At 53.0% G+C, this 17,297-nt stretch carries 14 protein-coding genes, 1 tRNA gene and 2 rRNA genes; 8 read left to right on the top strand and 9 right to left on the bottom strand.

The features are described from left to right. Positions 1 to 11: 11 nt before the first annotated feature. The 4 genes from AC6I8L_RS04000 to gmhB form a co-directional block, all read right to left on the bottom strand. Positions 12 to 2,918 (bottom strand): 23S ribosomal RNA (locus AC6I8L_RS04000). A 215-nt stretch (positions 2,919 to 3,133) separates the two neighbouring features. Then, positions 3,134 to 3,208, bottom strand: a tRNA-Glu gene (locus AC6I8L_RS03995). A gap of 89 nt (positions 3,209 to 3,297) precedes the next feature. Further along, positions 3,298 to 4,837: ribosomal RNA gene (locus AC6I8L_RS03990) — 16S ribosomal RNA — on the bottom strand. Together the 16S and 23S rRNA genes with 1 tRNA gene alongside form the textbook arrangement of a ribosomal RNA operon. A gap of 408 nt (positions 4,838 to 5,245) precedes the next feature. Then, positions 5,246 to 5,806 (bottom strand): D-glycero-beta-D-manno-heptose 1,7-bisphosphate 7-phosphatase, encoded by a 561-nt coding sequence (gene gmhB, locus AC6I8L_RS03985; RefSeq protein ID WP_058962050.1) that lies wholly within the window; start codon positions 5,804 to 5,806, stop codon positions 5,246 to 5,248. 188 nt (positions 5,807 to 5,994) lie between these two features. Between gmhB and metN the strand changes: the two genes are divergently transcribed. The 6 genes from metN to proS all read left to right on the top strand — a co-directional run bounded on the left by metN (position 5,995) and on the right by proS (position 11,552). Further along, positions 5,995 to 7,026 (top strand): methionine ABC transporter ATP-binding protein MetN, encoded by a 1,032-nt coding sequence (gene metN, locus AC6I8L_RS03980; protein WP_058962051.1) that lies wholly within the window; start codon positions 5,995 to 5,997, stop codon positions 7,024 to 7,026. Beyond that, positions 7,019 to 7,672: a methionine ABC transporter permease MetI gene (locus AC6I8L_RS03975; RefSeq protein ID WP_058962052.1), complete on the top strand. Its 654-nt coding sequence runs from the start codon at positions 7,019 to 7,021 to the stop codon at positions 7,670 to 7,672. Before metN ends, AC6I8L_RS03975 begins: the two co-directional genes overlap by 8 nt. Before the next feature lie 37 nt (positions 7,673 to 7,709). Then, positions 7,710 to 8,525 carry a MetQ/NlpA family lipoprotein gene (locus tag AC6I8L_RS03970; protein ID WP_034829430.1) on the top strand — a complete coding sequence of 272 codons (816 nt, stop codon included), beginning with the start codon at positions 7,710 to 7,712 and terminating at the stop codon, positions 8,523 to 8,525. Positions 8,526 to 8,640: 115 nt separating this feature from the next. Further along, positions 8,641 to 9,042 (top strand): envelope stress sensor lipoprotein RcsF, encoded by a 402-nt coding sequence (gene rcsF / locus AC6I8L_RS03965; protein WP_058962053.1) that lies wholly within the window; start codon positions 8,641 to 8,643, stop codon positions 9,040 to 9,042. After that, positions 9,039 to 9,743, top strand: coding sequence for a tRNA (N6-threonylcarbamoyladenosine(37)-N6)-methyltransferase TrmO (gene tsaA / locus AC6I8L_RS03960; protein ID WP_034829435.1), 705 nt, complete (start codon positions 9,039 to 9,041; stop codon positions 9,741 to 9,743). The genes rcsF and tsaA overlap by 4 nt, the downstream gene beginning before the upstream one ends. A 90-nt stretch (positions 9,744 to 9,833) precedes the next feature. Then, positions 9,834 to 11,552 carry a proline--tRNA ligase gene (proS, locus tag AC6I8L_RS03955; RefSeq protein WP_058962054.1) on the top strand — a complete coding sequence of 573 codons (1,719 nt, stop codon included), beginning with the start codon at positions 9,834 to 9,836 and terminating at the stop codon, positions 11,550 to 11,552. Positions 11,553 to 11,582: 30 nt separating this feature from the next. On the opposite strand, the gene arfB is transcribed toward proS, so the two are convergent. Further along, positions 11,583 to 11,993, bottom strand: a complete 411-nt coding sequence (gene arfB / locus AC6I8L_RS03950) for an alternative ribosome rescue aminoacyl-tRNA hydrolase ArfB (RefSeq protein ID WP_058962055.1) — start codon at positions 11,991 to 11,993, stop codon at positions 11,583 to 11,585. A 216-nt stretch (positions 11,994 to 12,209) separates the two neighbouring features. Between arfB and AC6I8L_RS03945 the strand changes: the two genes are divergently transcribed. Further along, positions 12,210 to 12,410 carry a YaeP family protein gene (locus AC6I8L_RS03945; protein WP_013507964.1) on the top strand — a complete coding sequence of 67 codons (201 nt, stop codon included), beginning with the start codon at positions 12,210 to 12,212 and terminating at the stop codon, positions 12,408 to 12,410. Continuing rightward, entirely contained in the window at positions 12,397 to 12,660 is a 264-nt protein-coding gene (gene rof, locus AC6I8L_RS03940) for a Rho-binding antiterminator (protein WP_058962056.1), read from the top strand. The genes AC6I8L_RS03945 and rof overlap by 14 nt, the downstream gene beginning before the upstream one ends. Before the next feature lie 40 nt (positions 12,661 to 12,700). Here the strand turns inward: rof and AC6I8L_RS03935 are convergent, their stop codons facing one another. From AC6I8L_RS03935 to AC6I8L_RS03920, 4 genes are all read right to left on the bottom strand, one after another. Further along, entirely contained in the window at positions 12,701 to 13,009 is a 309-nt protein-coding gene (locus AC6I8L_RS03935) for a c-type cytochrome (RefSeq protein WP_034829444.1), read from the bottom strand. Positions 13,010 to 13,023: 14 nt separating this feature from the next. Beyond that, on the bottom strand, positions 13,024 to 14,325 hold the full coding sequence (tilS, locus tag AC6I8L_RS03930; protein WP_058962057.1) for a tRNA lysidine(34) synthetase TilS: 1,302 nt from the start codon (positions 14,323 to 14,325) through the stop codon (positions 13,024 to 13,026). 53 nt (positions 14,326 to 14,378) lie between these two features. After that, on the bottom strand, positions 14,379 to 14,768 hold the full coding sequence (locus AC6I8L_RS03925) for a VOC family protein (protein ID WP_058962058.1): 390 nt from the start codon (positions 14,766 to 14,768) through the stop codon (positions 14,379 to 14,381). A gap of 72 nt (positions 14,769 to 14,840) precedes the next feature. Next, positions 14,841 to 16,991, bottom strand: coding sequence for a lysine decarboxylase LdcC (locus tag AC6I8L_RS03920; protein WP_058962059.1), 2,151 nt, complete (start codon positions 16,989 to 16,991; stop codon positions 14,841 to 14,843). Between the last annotated feature and the right edge of the window lie 306 nt (positions 16,992 to 17,297).

Raw genomic sequence — 17,297 nt, 5'->3', positions numbered from 1 at the left:
TCTGGCGTTGTAAGGTTAAGCCTCACGGGTCATTAGTACCGGTTAGCTCAATGCATCGCTGCACTTACACATCCGGCCTATCAACGTCGTCGTCTTCAACGTCCCTTCAGGACTCTCAGAGAGTCAGGGAGAACTCATCTCGGGGCAAGTTTCGTGCTTAGATGCTTTCAGCACTTATCTTTTCCGCACTTAGCTACCGGGCAATGCCATTGGCATGACAACCCGAACACCAGTGGTGCGTTCACTCCGGTCCTCTCGTACTAGGAGCAACCCCCCTCAATTCTCCAGCGCCCACGGCAGATAGGGACCGAACTGTCTCACGACGTTCTAAACCCAGCTCGCGTACCACTTTAAACGGCGAACAGCCGTACCCTTGGGACCTACTTCAGCCCCAGGATGTGATGAGCCGACATCGAGGTGCCAAACACCGCCGTCGATATGAACTCTTGGGCGGTATCAGCCTGTTATCCCCGGAGTACCTTTTATCCGTTGAGCGATGGCCCTTCCATTCAGAACCACCGGATCACTATGACCTGCTTTCGCACCTGCTCGAGCCGTCACTCTCGCAGTCAAGCTGGCTTATGCCATTGCACTAACCTCCTGATGTCCGACCAGGATTAGCCAACCTTCGTGCTCCTCCGTTACTCTTTGGGAGGAGACCGCCCCAGTCAAACTACCCACCAGACACTGTCCGCAGCCCGGATTACGGGCCTACGTTAGAACATCAAACATTAAAGGGTGGTATTTCAAGGTTGGCTCCACGCAGACTGGCGTCCACGCTTCAAAGCCTCCCACCTATCCTACACATCAAGGCTCAATGTTCAGTGTCAAGCTATAGTAAAGGTTCACGGGGTCTTTCCGTCTTGCCGCGGGTACACTGCATCTTCACAGCGATTTCAATTTCACTGAGTCTCGGGTGGAGACAGCCTGGCCATCATTACGCCATTCGTGCAGGTCGGAACTTACCCGACAAGGAATTTCGCTACCTTAGGACCGTTATAGTTACGGCCGCCGTTTACCGGGGCTTCGATCAAGAGCTTCTCCTTGCGGATAACCCCATCAATTAACCTTCCGGCACCGGGCAGGCGTCACACCGTATACGTCCACTTTCGTGTTTGCACAGTGCTGTGTTTTTAATAAACAGTTGCAGCCAGCTGGTATCTTCGACTGGCTTCAGCTCGGGGAGCAAGTCCCTTCACCTACGCGCCAGCGTGCCTTCTCCCGAAGTTACGGCACCATTTTGCCTAGTTCCTTCACCCGAGTTCTCTCAAGCGCCTTGGTATTCTCTACCTGACCACCTGTGTCGGTTTGGGGTACGATTTCGTGTTACCTGGAGCTTAGAGGCTTTTCCTGGAAGCAGGGCATCAGTTACTTCACCACCGTAGTGGCTCGTCATCACACCTCAGCGTTAAAAAGAGTCCGGATTTACCTAAACTCTCCGCCTACATGCTTAAACCGGGACAACCGTCGCCCGGATAACCTAGCCTTCTCCGTCCCCCCTTCGCAGTAACACCAAGTGCAGGAATATTAACCTGCTTCCCATCGACTACGCTTTTCAGCCTCGCCTTAGGGGTCGACTCACCCTGCTCCGATTAACGTTGAACAGGAACCCTTGGTCTTCCGGCGAGCGGGCTTTTCACCCGCTTTATCGTTACTTATGTCAGCATTCGCACTTCTGATACCTCCAGCAAACCTCACAGTTCACCTTCAACGGCTTACAGAACGCTCCCCTACCCAACAACACATAGTGTCGCTGCCGCAGCTTCGGTGCATGGTTTAGCCCCGTTACATCTTCCGCGCAGGCCGACTCGACCAGTGAGCTATTACGCTTTCTTTAAATGATGGCTGCTTCTAAGCCAACATCCTGGCTGTCTGTGCCTTCCCACATCGTTTCCCACTTAACCATGACTTTGGGACCTTAGCTGGCGGTCTGGGTTGTTTCCCTCTTCACGACGGACGTTAGCACCCGCCGTGTGTCTCCCGTGATAACATTCTTCGGTATTCGCAGTTTGCATCGGGTTGGTAAGCCGGGATGGCCCCCTAGCCGAAACAGTGCTCTACCCCCGAAGATGAGTTCACGAGGCGCTACCTAAATAGCTTTCGGGGAGAACCAGCTATCTCCCGGTTTGATTGGCCTTTCACCCCCAGCCACAAGTCATCCGCTAATTTTTCAACATTAGTCGGTTCGGTCCTCCAGTTAGTGTTACCCAACCTTCAACCTGCCCATGGCTAGATCACCGGGTTTCGGGTCTATACCCTGCAACTTAACGCCCAGTTAAGACTCGGTTTCCCTGCGGCTCCCCTATACGGTTAACCTTGCTACAGAATATAAGTCGCTGACCCATTATACAAAAGGTACGCAGTCACCTGACAAATCAGGCTCCCACTGCTTGTACGTACACGGTTTCAGGTTCTGTTTCACTCCCCTCGCCGGGGTTCTTTTCGCCTTTCCCTCACGGTACTGGTTCACTATCGGTCAGTCAGGAGTATTTAGCCTTGGAGGATGGTCCCCCCATATTCAGACAGGATACCACGTGTCCCGCCCTACTCTTCGAACTCACAAGATGTGCATTTTTGTGTACGGGAGTATCACCCTGTACCCTGCGACTTTCCAGACGCTTCCACTAATGCACAAACTGATTCAGGTTCTGGGCTGCTCCCCGTTCGCTCGCCGCTACTGGGGGAATCTCGGTTGATTTCTTTTCCTCTGGGTACTTAGATGTTTCAGTTCCCCAGGTTCGCCTCGCAACACTATGTATTCATGTTGCGATGATGCACAGAGTGCACCGGGTTTCCCCATTCGGACATCGTCGGCTGTAGCGGTTCATATCACCTTACCGACGCTTTACGCAGATTAGCACGTCCTTCATCGCCTCTGACTGCCAGGGCATCCACCGTGTACGCTTAGTCGCTTAACCTCACAACCCACAGGCGTTTTACAACGCATGCAGACTGCAAGCATTTGAGAGACTCGAACACATCGTTTATTCATTCTTATTACGGAGAATGAATACGACGTGTCGTTTCAATTTTCAGCTTGTTCCGGATTGTTAAAGAGCAATATCTCAAACTCGACGTTACCGTCAGTTTTGAGATATTTCGTGGAGACACCTTTCACCTGTCACCAAGCAAGTGGCGTCCCCTAGGGGATTCGAACCCCTGTTGCCGCCGTGAAAGGGCGGAGTCCTAACCGCTAGACGAAGGGGACACATACATGTCACGACTTCGCAGCCGTCTTGCTCATTACTTTTCTATCAGACAATCTGTGTGAGCACTTCGCGGGAAGGTATCTTCAGGTAAGGAGGTGATCCAACCGCAGGTTCCCCTACGGTTACCTTGTTACGACTTCACCCCAGTCATGAATCACAAAGTGGTAAGCGCCCTCCCGAAGGTTAAGCTACCTACTTCTTTTGCAACCCACTCCCATGGTGTGACGGGCGGTGTGTACAAGGCCCGGGAACGTATTCACCGTAGCATTCTGATCTACGATTACTAGCGATTCCGACTTCATGGAGTCGAGTTGCAGACTCCAATCCGGACTACGACGCACTTTATGAGGTCCGCTTGCTCTCGCGAGGTCGCTTCTCTTTGTATGCGCCATTGTAGCACGTGTGTAGCCCTACTCGTAAGGGCCATGATGACTTGACGTCATCCCCACCTTCCTCCAGTTTATCACTGGCAGTCTCCTTTGAGTTCCCGGCCGGACCGCTGGCAACAAAGGATAAGGGTTGCGCTCGTTGCGGGACTTAACCCAACATTTCACAACACGAGCTGACGACAGCCATGCAGCACCTGTCTCAGAGTTCCCGAAGGCACCAAAGCATCTCTGCTAAGTTCTCTGGATGTCAAGAGTAGGTAAGGTTCTTCGCGTTGCATCGAATTAAACCACATGCTCCACCGCTTGTGCGGGCCCCCGTCAATTCATTTGAGTTTTAACCTTGCGGCCGTACTCCCCAGGCGGTCGACTTAACGCGTTAGCTCCGGAAGCCACGCCTCAAGGGCACAACCTCCAAGTCGACATCGTTTACGGCGTGGACTACCAGGGTATCTAATCCTGTTTGCTCCCCACGCTTTCGCACCTGAGCGTCAGTCTTTGTCCAGGGGGCCGCCTTCGCCACCGGTATTCCTCCAGATCTCTACGCATTTCACCGCTACACCTGGAATTCTACCCCCCTCTACAAGACTCTAGCCTGCCAGTTTCGAATGCAGTTCCCAGGTTAAGCCCGGGGATTTCACATCCGACTTGACAGACCGCCTGCGTGCGCTTTACGCCCAGTAATTCCGATTAACGCTTGCACCCTCCGTATTACCGCGGCTGCTGGCACGGAGTTAGCCGGTGCTTCTTCTGCGGGTAACGTCAATCGATGTGGTTATTAACCACATCGCCTTCCTCCCCGCTGAAAGTACTTTACAACCCGAAGGCCTTCTTCATACACGCGGCATGGCTGCATCAGGCTTGCGCCCATTGTGCAATATTCCCCACTGCTGCCTCCCGTAGGAGTCTGGACCGTGTCTCAGTTCCAGTGTGGCTGGTCATCCTCTCAGACCAGCTAGGGATCGTCGCCTAGGTGAGCCATTACCCCACCTACTAGCTAATCCCATCTGGGCACATCCGATGGTGTGAGGCCCGAAGGTCCCCCACTTTGGTCCGAAGACGTTATGCGGTATTAGCTACCGTTTCCAGTAGTTATCCCCCTCCATCGGGCAGTTTCCCAGACATTACTCACCCGTCCGCCACTCGTCACCCGAGAGCAAGCTCTCTGTGCTACCGTTCGACTTGCATGTGTTAGGCCTGCCGCCAGCGTTCAATCTGAGCCATGATCAAACTCTTCAATTTAAAGTTTGATTTGCTGCAACAAGTGCAGCGATGCTCATCTGTAAAACGTCATAATGAATTTCATTATGTGTTCACTCGTGAGACTTGATATTTTTTACGTCCGGAGACGCTGATATCAATCCTGCGAGTGCCCACACAGATTGTCTGATAAATTGTTAAAGAGCGGTGCAATCAGCGCCTTAAGCTGCTGTTGCGAGGTGGCGTATATTACGCTTTCCTCCTTCAGAGTCAAACACTTTTTTCAGCGTTTTTCTCCGGCGGGATGAATTTCTTCACTCCCTGCTAAGCCGTCTGCGTTGCCGCTTTGCCGTCTCAGTGGTGGCGCATTATAGGCAGGTTCTGAGGAAGCGCAAGGGCAATTTTCAAGTTTTTATTCGTTCGCTTGAAAATTGCACAAAACCGCCTAAATCAGCCCTTTTTAATGCGTCCAGGCAGCTCTGACAGGCTGTTAAGCACCCAATCTGCTGCATTTTCGCCTTCAGCGGTGACCGGCTTACCAGTACGCACCAACACTTTCGTGCCCACACCTGCTGCTGCTGCTGCCTGCATATCTTCTATTTTGTCACCTACCATATAAGAAGCAGTCATATCGATGTTCAGATGCTTCTGCGCAGAGAGCAGCATACCCGGCTGCGGCTTACGGCAATCACATACCTGGCGATACTCTTCTACAGTTGCATCTGGCAGATGAGGACAGAAATAGATGCCATCAAGATCGACATCACGATCCGCCAGCGACCAATCCATCCATTCGGTAAGCTGCATAAACTGGTCTTCGGTAAACATGCCGCGCGCAATACCGGACTGATTAGTCACCAGTACCAGCGCGAAGCCCATCTTCTTTAGCGCCTGTAACGCTTCAATGGTGCCATCGATGAATTCAAAATTATCGATTTCGTGAACATAACCATGATCGACATTCAGGGTGCCATCACGATCCAGGAAAATAGCGGGGACTTTGTTCGACACGTAGAAACTCCTGCTGCAAATAATGCCGCACAGTATCGCATGATTGCATATATAGAGAGAACGGCAGATTGAATGACTTCGATTGATTTAGCCGTCTGGATGCCTTAACATCCATCCAAATTTCACGCAGCACAATCGCGTGAAACCCGATACACCACGGACAACGCAACACGATAACTATTAAATTAATGATTAAACTCGAAAACATTACCAAAGTGTTCCAGCAAGGTTCACGCACCATTCAGGCGCTTTCCAACGTCAGCCTGCACGTGCCTGCTGGACAGATTTATGGCGTCATCGGTGCTTCCGGTGCCGGTAAAAGTACGCTGATCCGCTGCGTTAACTTGCTTGAGCGTCCAACATCAGGACGCGTTCTGGTTGATGGTCAGGATTTGACTGCCCTGTCCTCCTCAAAACTGACGCTGGCACGCCGTCAGATTGGCATGATTTTCCAGCACTTCAATCTAATGAACTCACGTACCGTAGCCGGTAACGTTGCGCTGCCGCTCGAATTGGGCAACCTGTCTCGTGAGCAGATCAAAAACCGCGTAACGGAACTGCTGGAGTTAGTTGGACTGGCGGACAAGCACGACAGCTGGCCTGCGAATCTTTCGGGTGGACAAAAACAGCGTGTGGCGATTGCGCGTGCGCTGGCCACGAATCCAAAAGTTTTGCTGTGCGACGAAGCCACCAGCGCCCTCGACCCAGCAACCACGCGTTCCATCTTAGAGTTACTGAAAGACATCAACCGCCGTCTGGGGATCACTATTCTGCTGATCACTCATGAGATGGATGTGGTGAAACGCATCTGCGATCAGGTTGCCGTCATCAGCAATGGTGAACTGATCGAGAAAGACAGCGTCAGTGAAGTGTTCTCACATCCTAAAACGCCACTGGCTCAGCAGTTTATTCAATCGACGCTGCATCTGGATATCCCGGACGATTACCAGCAACGTATGCAGCCGCAAGCTTCGGCTGAAAGCGTCCCGCTGTTGCGTCTGGAGTTCACCGGCAAATCAGTAGATGCGCCGCTGCTGTCAGAAGCTGCTCGTCGCTTCAATGTGAATAACAACATCATCAGTGCCCAGATGGATTATGCCGGCGGCGTGAAGTTCGGCATCATGCTGGCCGAGATGGATGGCAGTGAAACAGACACACAGGCAGCGATTGCCTGGCTGAAAGAAAATCATGTGAAAGTAGAGGTACTGGGTTATGTCTGAAGCGATGCTGTGGTTACTGACGCGTGGCGTCTGGGAAACGCTGATGATGACCTTCGTCTCTGGTTTCTTTGGTTTTGTACTCGGCCTGCCCGTCGGCGTGCTGCTGTATGTCACTCGCCCAGGACAGATTCTGGCCAATGGCACGCTCTATCGCGTGCTCTCTGCGGTGGTGAATATCTTCCGCTCAATTCCCTTCATTATATTGCTGGTGTGGATGATTCCTTTCACGCGCATGATTGTCGGCACTTCCATTGGTTTGCAGGCTGCAATCGTGCCACTGACAGTTGGCGCCGCACCTTTCATTGCGCGTATGGTCGAGAATGCGCTGTTAGAGTTGCCAACCGGTTTAATCGAAGCCTCACGCGCGATGGGCGCGACTCCCCTGCAGATCGTACGTAAAGTGCTGCTGCCAGAAGCCCTGCCGGGTCTGGTGAATGCCGCTACAATTACTCTGATTACGCTGGTCGGCTATTCCGCCATGGGTGGCGCGGTCGGCGCAGGTGGCTTGGGTCAGATTGGCTATCAGTATGGTTACATTGGCTATAACGCCACAGTGATGAATACCGTTCTGATTCTGCTGGTTGTTATGGTGTATCTCATTCAATTCTGTGGCGACCGCATCGTCCGTGCTGTGTCACATAAATAAGTAAACAACATCAATAGTCCTCTATTAAGGAAGGGATATGTCTTTCACATTTAAAAAGATTGCCGCTGTGGGTGCTCTGATTGGCGCAATTGCGCTGGCAGGATGCGATCAGAAAGCTAAAGATCCAAACCACATCAAAGTGGGTGTGATTGTCGGTGCTGAGCAGCAGGTTGCTGAAACCGCAGTGAAGGTCGCTAAAGAGAAATACGGTCTGGATGTTGAGCTGGTGACCTTTAACGATTACGTGCTGCCGAACGAAGCATTAAGCAAAGGCGATATCGATGTTAACGCCTTCCAGCATAAGCCTTATCTGGATCAGCAGATCAAAGACCGTGGCTATAAGCTTGTGCCAGTGGGTAACACCTTCGTTTATCCGATTGCTGGCTATTCAAAGAAAATCAAATCACTGGATGAACTGCAAAACGGTGCACAGGTTGCGATTCCTAACGATCCAACCAACCTCGGTCGTTCACTGCTGCTGCTGCAGAAAGTCGGCCTGATCAAACTGAAAGATGGCGTGGGCCTGCTGCCAACCTCTCTGGATATCGTTGAGAACCCTAAAAACCTGAAGATTGTTGAGCTGGAAGCACCACAGCTTCCACGTTCACTGGACGATCAGCAGATTGCGCTGGCGGTGATCAACACCACTTACGCCAGCCAGATTGGTCTGACCCCAGCGAAAGATGGCATCTTTGTTGAAGATAAAGATTCTCCTTACGTGAACCTGATCGTCAGCCGTGAAGATAATAAAGATGCGGAAAACGTGAAGAAATTTGTTCAGGCATATCAGTCTGATGAAGTTTCTGAAGCCGCGAACAAAATCTTCAACGGTGGTGCAGTTAAAGGCTGGTAATTTTCGCCTTTGATGCCATCCAGGGCGGCTTCGGCCGCCCTTTCTTTTTGCTGACTTGTTATTTAATCCCGTCCTTGTTTCAATAACGCCACTTTTTACTACTGAGGATGTTGCCATGCGTTTTTTACCGCTCTGCTTGTTAGCATTGATGCTAACCGGGTGTGTCCGTGAATATCACCCAATAAGCAGTGCTCCCGCCCGCCCGCAACCATCATCCAGCGAACCAGAACGCAAGCCTGCTCCACGTCCTGCACCGGTAAAAATTTATACCGATGCCACCGATCTGGTCAGTAATCCGTTCCGCGATCTGGGCGAAGTCTCTGCCGATGATTGCCAAAGCAGCAGCCAGGATTCGCCACCGAATATCAATACCGCGCGTAAGCGTCTGCAGATTAAAGCAGCCGGGATGAAAGCAAACGCGATATTGCTGCATAAATGCGAAATCGTCACCAGCACGCCGGGCTGTTATCGTCAGGCGATTTGCCAGGGCTCAGCACTGAAAGTTTCCAATCAATGAGTGATTTTGCCTTTGCGCAAATCGGCGTCATTCGTTCGCCGTGGAAAGAAAAATTTGCCGTACCGCGCCAGCCTGGGCTAGTTCAGGATGGCGGCGGCGAGCTGCATCTCCTGCCGCCTTATAATCAGCCAGAAGCGGTGCGCGGGCTTGAAGCCTTCAGCCATCTTTGGGTGCTGTTTGTTTTCCATCAGACCATGGAAGGCGGTTGGCGCCCAACCGTACGCCCTCCTCGCTTAGGCGGCAACGCACGCATGGGAGTCTTCGCCACCCGATCCACCTTTCGCCCTAACCCCATCGGCATGTCGCTGGTCGAATTGAAAGGCATTCGATGTGAAAAGCAGCAAGTGATTCTTCAACTCGGTAGTCTGGATTTAGTCGATGGCACACCGGTAGTCGATATCAAACCGTACCTGCCGTTTGCTGAAGCCCTGCCCGATGCCCGCGCCGGCTTCGCGCAGAGCGCACCGGATGCCACCATGCCCGTGCGTTTCTCTGCTCTGGCGCAGAACCAAATCCAGCAGCAGAAAAACTATCCCCATCTGGCACGTTTTATCGCTGACGTTTTAGCGCAGGATCCCCGCCCAGCTTACCGTAAAGGTGAAGCGGAAGATCGTGAGTATGCTGCCTGGCTACTCGACTTTAACGTGCGCTGGCGTATCGATGAGATCGGCACAGAAGTGATCGCTCTCGATCCACGCTAAAACAAGCTTTTGAGTGAATGATCTCGCTGGTACACTAGCCGCCAGAAAATTTATTGTCCGTGTCCTTCCGTACAACTGGAATCGTAATCAATGCGTACTACTCAATATCTGCTCTCTACTCTGAAAGAGACGCCATCCGATGCGGAAGTGATCAGCCACCAGCTGATGCTGCGCGCCGGTATGATCCGTAAACTGGCTTCTGGTCTTTATACCTGGCTGCCGACCGGTGTTCGCGTGCTGCGAAAAGTTGAAAACATCGTACGCGAAGAGATGAACAACGCGGGTGCGATTGAGATCTCCATGCCGGTGGTTCAGCCTGCCGATTTATGGGAAGAGAGCGGCCGTTGGGAGCAGTACGGCCCAGAACTGCTGCGCATTAAAGATCGCCACGAGCGTCCATTCGTGTTAGGTCCAACTCACGAAGAAGTGGTCACCGATTTGATCCGCAACGAGCTGAGCTCGTACAAGCAGCTGCCGCTGAATCTGTATCAAATCCAGACCAAATTCCGTGACGAAGTGCGCCCTCGTTTTGGTGTGATGCGCTCACGTGAGTTCATCATGAAAGATGCATACTCCTTCCACACCTCACAGGAATCCTTACAGGAAACCTATGATGCGATGTATCGCGCTTACAGCCAGAGCTTCAGCCGTATGGGGCTGGATTTCCGTGCGGTGCAAGCGGATACCGGTTCGATTGGTGGTAGCGGCTCTCACGAATTCCAGGTGCTGGCGCAGAGCGGTGAAGATGATGTGATCTTCTCCAGCGAATCCGATTACGCCGCTAACATCGAAAAAGCCGAAGCACTGGCGCCAGCAGGCGAACGTCCGGCTGCGACTCAGGCGATGACGCAGTTTGCTACGCCAAACGCGAAAACCATTGCTGAGCTGGTCGAGCAACATCAAATCCCGGTTGAGAAAACCGTGAAGACGCTGATTGTGAAAGGTACTGAAGAGAGCGGCCATGCACTGGTTGCCCTGCTGGTTCGCGGTGATCACGAACTGAACGAAATTAAAGCCGAGCATCTGGATATTGTTGCCTCTCCACTGGAGATGGGCAGTGAAGAAGCGATTCGTGCAGCCGTTGGCGCAGGCTTTGGTTCAATCGGCCCGGTGGGTTTGAACATGCCTGTGATTGCCGATCGCACCGTTGCCAAGATGAGCGATTTCTCTGCAGGCGCCAACATTGATGGTCAGCACTTTGCTGGCATAAATTGGCTGCGCGATCTGCCAGAAGCGCGCGTAGAAGATATCCGTAACGTGGTTGAAGGCGATCCAAGCCCGGATGGCAAAGGCACGCTGCAAATCAAACGTGGTATCGAAGTCGGTCACATCTTCCAGTTGGGTACCAAGTATTCTGACGCAATGAAAGCTGCCGTTCAGGGTGAAGAGGGTCGTAACCAGATTATGACCATGGGTTGCTACGGCATTGGTATCACCCGTGTTGTCGCCGCGGCCATTGAGCAGAACCATGACGAACGCGGCATCATCTGGCCAGCCGCGCTGGCACCGTTCGAAGTGGCGATTTTGCCAATGAACATGCAGAAATCTTTCCGTGTGAAAGAGTTGGCTGAAGAGCTTTACAGCCAGCTGCGTGCCAAAGGCATTGATGTGATTCTGGATGACCGCAAAGAGCGCCCAGGCGTGATGTTCGCTGATATGGAACTGATTGGCGTGCCACATACTATCGTCATCGGTGACCGTAACCTCGATAACGAAGAGATCGAGTACAAGTCGCGTTCATCCAGCGAGAAGCAGATGATCAAACAGCACGATATTGTCGAGTTCCTGGCAAAAGCGCTGAACAAGTAAGACTAAAACGCCTCCAGCTGGAGGCGTTTTTCATTGCACTTTTCCCCGCATCGCCTTCACATTACTGCGCCGTGATTTCCCCTCGAGCCGCCGCGCTTTAGATGCACGCGTGGGTCGTGTCGCCCGCCGGGTTTTTTCCACCGTGGTTAACTCACGAATCAGATTGATCAGCCGCTGCAGGGCCGCCTCGCGATTCATTTCCTGGCTGCGATACTCCTGAGATTTGATGATCACCACGCCTTCTGCCGTAATCAAATGGTGGCTCGCAGCCAATAGGCGTTCCTTGTAGAACGGTGGCAGCGAAGAGGCATGGATATCAAAACGCAGATGGATAGCAGTAGACGTTTTATTCACATGCTGCCCGCCCGCACCTTGTGCACGAATGGCACTGAGCTCGACCTCGTTGTCTGCAAGTGAAACTGAACGCGACAGCACGATCATCTGTCACCTGCCTTTAAGAACGATGTTGTGTCGCGGAATAACCTGTTCATCAACTTAACCTTTTGTGCGCCGCCTTCCTGCTTAAGGCCAGCGCTGTGTGTCACTTTTACACTTTTCTTTGCACAGATCGCGGCTTCCCCTGGCTGATTTCCATGAAAATCCTGTGATATAGTCGCTTATCAACCAGAGTATTTAAGCTCTGCTGAGGAGGTGTATGTGCAAAAGTATTGTGAGTTAGTTCGCCAGAAGTATGCCGAAATCGGCAGTGGCGACCTGGGGTATGTGCCAGACGCGATAGGTTGCGCGCTAAACGCACTCAACGATATTGCCGCTAATTCTGCGCTAAACTCTTCTGTCAGGGAACAAGCAGCTTATGCTGCTGCTAACTTATTGGTGAGCGACTATGTTGACGAATGAAGCCTACAAACCCATCAACTGCGATGACTACGATAGCCTCGAGCTCGCCTGCACCAAACACTGGATGCTGTCTTTGGAGTTAAAAAACGGCGATCAGCTTAAGGCGAAAGCCGTTGACATGGTCTCACGTAAAAACGTGGAGTACCTGACGGTCGATCTCTCCGGTGAAACCCGCGAACTGCGTCTTGACCATATCGCCAGCTTCAGTCATCCCGAGCTGGGCACCGTCATCGTTAGCGAAGACGAATAACTACCACATTCGGGCGGGAATGCTATCCCGCCCCCCTCGCTTACGGCTTCAGCGAACTGTAATACGCCGATAAATCTTCCATATCCTGATCGCTCAATCCTGCCACAAACGCTTTCATCACTTCTGCCTGACCACCGCTACGCTCCCCTTTTTTATATGCCTGCAAGGAGTGCAGCAGGTAAGGCGCATGTTGCCCGGCAAGATTGGGATAAAGCGGCACAGCACTTTTCCCTTCCGCACCATGACACGCCAGGCAGGTTGCTGCTTTTTGCGCGCCTGCATTCACATCTCCGTCGGCAAAAGCCGGCAACGCTGCGGCCAGCAATGCTGCCGCCATCCAGTGTTTCATCATTGCTCTCCATCTTATTGTTGTTGTAACCAGATCGCTTGCCAGCCTTGCTCATGACTGGCCGCACCTTCGTGGGTGACAAAGATTCCCGGTGCACAGATCAGCGTCTGGTTGTAGTAAATCAAGGGGATACGCTCCCGCTGCCAGGGTGGCACACCTAATTCCTGCCACAATTTTTTTATCTCGCGGCCTCCGGCGCGGCCCAGCAGATGATAATAGCCGCTGGCCTGAAAACGAACGTTGATCGATTCGTCCTCGGTGGGATGACGCAAGGTGGCGATCGCCGGGTTTGCCTGTAATACGCCTAAATTCTCGGGCAGCCGCAGCAGTTGTTCACGATCATGCCAGGTTAGCGAGTGCTGACTCAGCGATGCATGCGCGTTAAGCCAATACAGCCGCTGTCGATACCGGCGGAGTGTAAAGGCAGCAAAACTCAGGCTGGGATTGGCATCTTCACGGCTACACATCACTTCATCGGTGATACGTTTTAAGGCATCACGTGAAGGCATCGCGCCGCCCTGCTGTGCAATCCAGCGACGCAAAAGCGCATGGCGCCGCGCTTCGCTCATCGTCAGCAATGGCGGAAAATGCAGTGCGCCCTGTTCATCAGTGAGCTGGGCCAACTGTTCTGCCAGCAGTTCATCCAGCAATTGTTCCTGCTCACCACACAACGCGGCACTGCGGGCGCTGGCGGCGCTAAAATGTGGCCAGCGCGTCTGCAGCAACGGCAGAATGTCCTGACGAAGAAAATTACGGTCATAGCGGCTGTCGGCGTTACTTTCATCCTCGATCCAGCGTAAGCGGTGCTCCGTCGCATAGGTTTCGAGTTGCTGACGACTGATATCCAGCAACGGGCGCAGGTGCGAATGTTTTCCCACCTGACGCTGGATGGGCATCGCCGCCAATCCTGCTGGACCACTGCCCCTTTTTAACGCCAACAACAGCGTTTCACACTGATCGTCAAGGTGCTGAGCCGTAAGTAAGTGCTCACCGGGTTGCAGCTGTTGCAATAACGCCTGATAGCGTGCTTCACGGGCCGCCGCCTCAATGCCCTTTACACGACCATCCACCTGAACGCGCAACACTTCACAGGGAATCTGCCACTGCTGACAGATTTGCAGGCAATGTGACGCCCAGCGATCCGCATTTGGGCTTAATCCATGATGGACGTGCAACGCGCGCACCTGCAGCTGTGGCATCAGGCGTTGCCAACTCACCAGCTGATGCAGCAGTACGGTGGAATCCAACCCGCCACTGAACGCCAGCACACAGCGGGCGTCGGGTTTCAGTAACGAAGCAAGATGGGAAAAGGACATAGCGTAATCCGTCAACGCGAACCGCCTGATTGCGGCCCGCAGCGGTGGCTAGTTTACGCTTGATAGAGCTCCAGCGGCAAACCGTCTGGATCCGGAAAGAAAGTGCACGCTTTGCCGGTCAGGGCATCAATGCGGATGGGTTCGCACACCACGCCTTTCGCAGCCAACGCGGCAATCGACTGTTCAACATCATCAACACAAAACGCCAGATGACGCAGACCGCAGGCTTCCGGCCCACTGACGCGCGGCGGCGGCGAGGGGAACGAGAACAGTTCGATGGTATAAACCCCGTTCAGTCCCAAATCCCCTTTCCACGAATCACGCTCGGCGCGGTAATACTCACCCAGCAAATCAAAACCTAACACGTCACAGTAAAACGCCTTACTGCGCTGATAATCGGTGGCAATAATGGCAATGTGGTGAATCTGTTTTATCTGCAGCATAGCGGCTCCTAAAGAATCAGCCGCTAAGCCTACGTGCTCGGTAGCGCGCTGAAAAGGGGCAATTGTCCGAAGTTAACGGCTGTTTTCCTCACGGAGCACGCGCACCAGATAGCGCCCATCGTCGGTGAGCGTTGCACCATGGATATCGGTTTCAAATCCAGGATAGTGCCGTCCAATCGTGCAGAGCATCAGCAGAAAATCGAGCACCGCGCGACTCTCCTCCGTGATCATCTCGCCTGGCATCACCAACGGCACGCCCGGCGGGTAAGGCAGAATCATGTTGGCAGAGACCCGGCCCACTAACTCACGGATATCGACGGTTTCGACTTGCCCCTGCACCTGGCGCTGGAAGGCCTGATGCGGCGTCATTTTTGATTCAGGTAAAACGTCGAAAGCCTTAAGCATCAGGCGTGGCAGATCGTGTTGTCGAATCAGATTATGAATGCCCTGCGCCAATGTCTGGATACGCATATTGCGATAGAAGTCGGGGTCTTCCGCGTAGAGATCCGGCAGCATGTTTTTCACCCGCAGATTAAGATCGTAGGCGCGTTTGAATTCAGTCAGACCACGTAGCACGCTCATGGCTTTGGTTTTATCGATGCCGATACTGAACAGGAACAGCAAATTGTACGGCCCGGTCTTCTCTACCACCACGCCGCGCTGATCGAGGAACTTCGCCACCAGCGCCGCAGGAATGCCTTCATCCGCCATTTTCCCCAATTCACTCATTCCGGGCGTCAGGATGGTGACTTTGATCGGATCGAGGTACATGTGATCACGATCGGCATGGGTGAATCCATGCCAGTCCTCTTCGCCAGGCTGGATCGGCCAGCATTCGGCTTCATCCACTTGCTCAGGCTGCCAGATATCGAAGAACCAGCCATCACACTCTTCGCGCAGCCGTTGAATCTCACGACGGAAATGCAAAGCGCGCTCAACTGAGCGATTGATCAATCGCTTTCCCGGATTACCGCGCAGCATCGCCGCCGCCGTTTCAATCGATGAGACAATCGCGTAACTCGGCGATGTGGTGGTGTGCATCATGTAGGCTTCATTAAAGGTGTCGTGGTCGTAATCACCTTTGATGTGAATCAGCGAGGCCTGCGAAAACGCCGCCAGCAGTTTGTGCGTCGACTGCGTTTCATAAATCACTTTGCCGGGAATACGCTCCCCGCTCATACCACTTTTGCCGCTGTAGATCGGGTGGAAGTTAGTGTACGGCACCCAAGCCGAATCGAAATGAATCGACGGCACATCCAGCGTCTCTTTGATGTACTGGGTGTTATACAACAGGCCATCGTAAGTGGAGTTGGTGATGACGGCATGCACCGGCCAACTGGCGCGTGGTGTCTGATTAACTTTCTGCTGAATGCTGTCGCGTGTGAATTCCCGCTGCGGGATCCCCCCTAAAATGCCCAGCGCATTACGCGTCGGCTTGAGCCAAATCGGGATGATGTCGCTCATCATCAGCAGATGGGTGAGTGATTTGTGGCAGTTACGGTCAATCAGCACCGTACTTCCTGCGGGTGCAGCGTACATCCCAACAATTTTGTTCGAGGTTGAGGTGCCATTGGTCACCATATAGCTCTGTTCAGCACCAAAAGTACGCGCCACATACTCTTCTGCTTCGAGGTGCGGGCCGGTGTGATCGAGCAGAGACCCCAGTTCGGTGACGGAGATGGAGACATCCGCCTTGAGCGTGTTTGCACCAAAGAAGTCATAGAACAGGCTGCCCACCGGGCTTTTCTGGAAGGCGGTGCCGCCCATGTGGCCCGGCGTACAGAAGGTGTATTTGCCCTCTTTCACATAGGTGAACAGCGCCTTGGTGAGCGGCGGCATGATTTTATCGATGTACTCATCGGTGTACTGCCGAATGTGCAATGCGATGTCGTCAGCGGCATTGAGCGCGTACTCAAAGAATTGCAGCGCCATGCGCATTTCGTTAATGCTGACATCCATCTGCGAATGGGTGTTAATAAAGGCATACAGCGGCAGATATTCGTTGAGCTGGTTGATGTCGCTGCACAGCGCCAGACTGTAATCGTCCCAGTCAAAAACCACGCCGCAGATACGCGGGTTGTGTTCTATCAGTTTCAGCAGGTCGCTGGCATTGTTGGGATAGACGGTCTGGAACCCTTGCAGCTTGAGGGCTGCGTCCAGTTCACGAATCGGTTCATCTTTGTAGAACGCGCCGTGCGGTCCCATGATCGCGATAATATTCAATGCTCACCTCCTGTGGTGTTATGGCACTGAATAAGGATAGCGAAAAGTGAGAGGTGAATGTTCTGGAATGCGGTGTTGTTGTTCAGGGGGGATTGCTGTCAATTGGGTGCGAGGGCCAGAAAAGGCCAGCCCGATCGCAAAGGAACAACGCATCCATGCAGATCGACCGGGCCGTCCATGGCCCGGACGCTTTGCTCTTCGGGCTGGCCTTCTCTGGCCGGTTAGAGCTTCATGGCTGCCCAATGCATAGCCGTCTGAACGATCTCGCTCAGTAATTCGCGGGCATAAAAAAAGCGGACCGGAGTC

It is taken from the genome of Type-E symbiont of Plautia stali, from assembly GCF_059731115.1.
Note: the sequence above shows the minus strand (reverse complement) of the source record. Positions and strands in the feature narration are given on the sequence as shown.

Coding starts and splice junctions, on each gene's coding strand:
- metN (WP_058962051.1), top strand. CDS start 5,995: ATGATTAAACTCGAAAACATTACCAAAGTGTTCCAGCAAGGTTCACGC.
- AC6I8L_RS03975 (WP_058962052.1), top strand. CDS start 7,019: ATGTCTGAAGCGATGCTGTGGTTACTGACGCGTGGCGTCTGGGAAACG.
- AC6I8L_RS03970 (WP_034829430.1), top strand. CDS start 7,710: ATGTCTTTCACATTTAAAAAGATTGCCGCTGTGGGTGCTCTGATTGGC.
- rcsF (WP_058962053.1), top strand. CDS start 8,641: ATGCGTTTTTTACCGCTCTGCTTGTTAGCATTGATGCTAACCGGGTGT.
- tsaA (WP_034829435.1), top strand. CDS start 9,039: ATGAGTGATTTTGCCTTTGCGCAAATCGGCGTCATTCGTTCGCCGTGG.
- proS (WP_058962054.1), top strand. CDS start 9,834: ATGCGTACTACTCAATATCTGCTCTCTACTCTGAAAGAGACGCCATCC.
- arfB (WP_058962055.1), bottom strand. CDS start 11,993: ATGATCGTGCTGTCGCGTTCAGTTTCACTTGCAGACAACGAGGTCGAG.
- rof (WP_058962056.1), top strand. CDS start 12,397: ATGTTGACGAATGAAGCCTACAAACCCATCAACTGCGATGACTACGAT.
- AC6I8L_RS03935 (WP_034829444.1), bottom strand. CDS start 13,009: ATGAAACACTGGATGGCGGCAGCATTGCTGGCCGCAGCGTTGCCGGCT.
- tilS (WP_058962057.1), bottom strand. CDS start 14,325: ATGTCCTTTTCCCATCTTGCTTCGTTACTGAAACCCGACGCCCGCTGT.
- AC6I8L_RS03925 (WP_058962058.1), bottom strand. CDS start 14,768: ATGCTGCAGATAAAACAGATTCACCACATTGCCATTATTGCCACCGAT.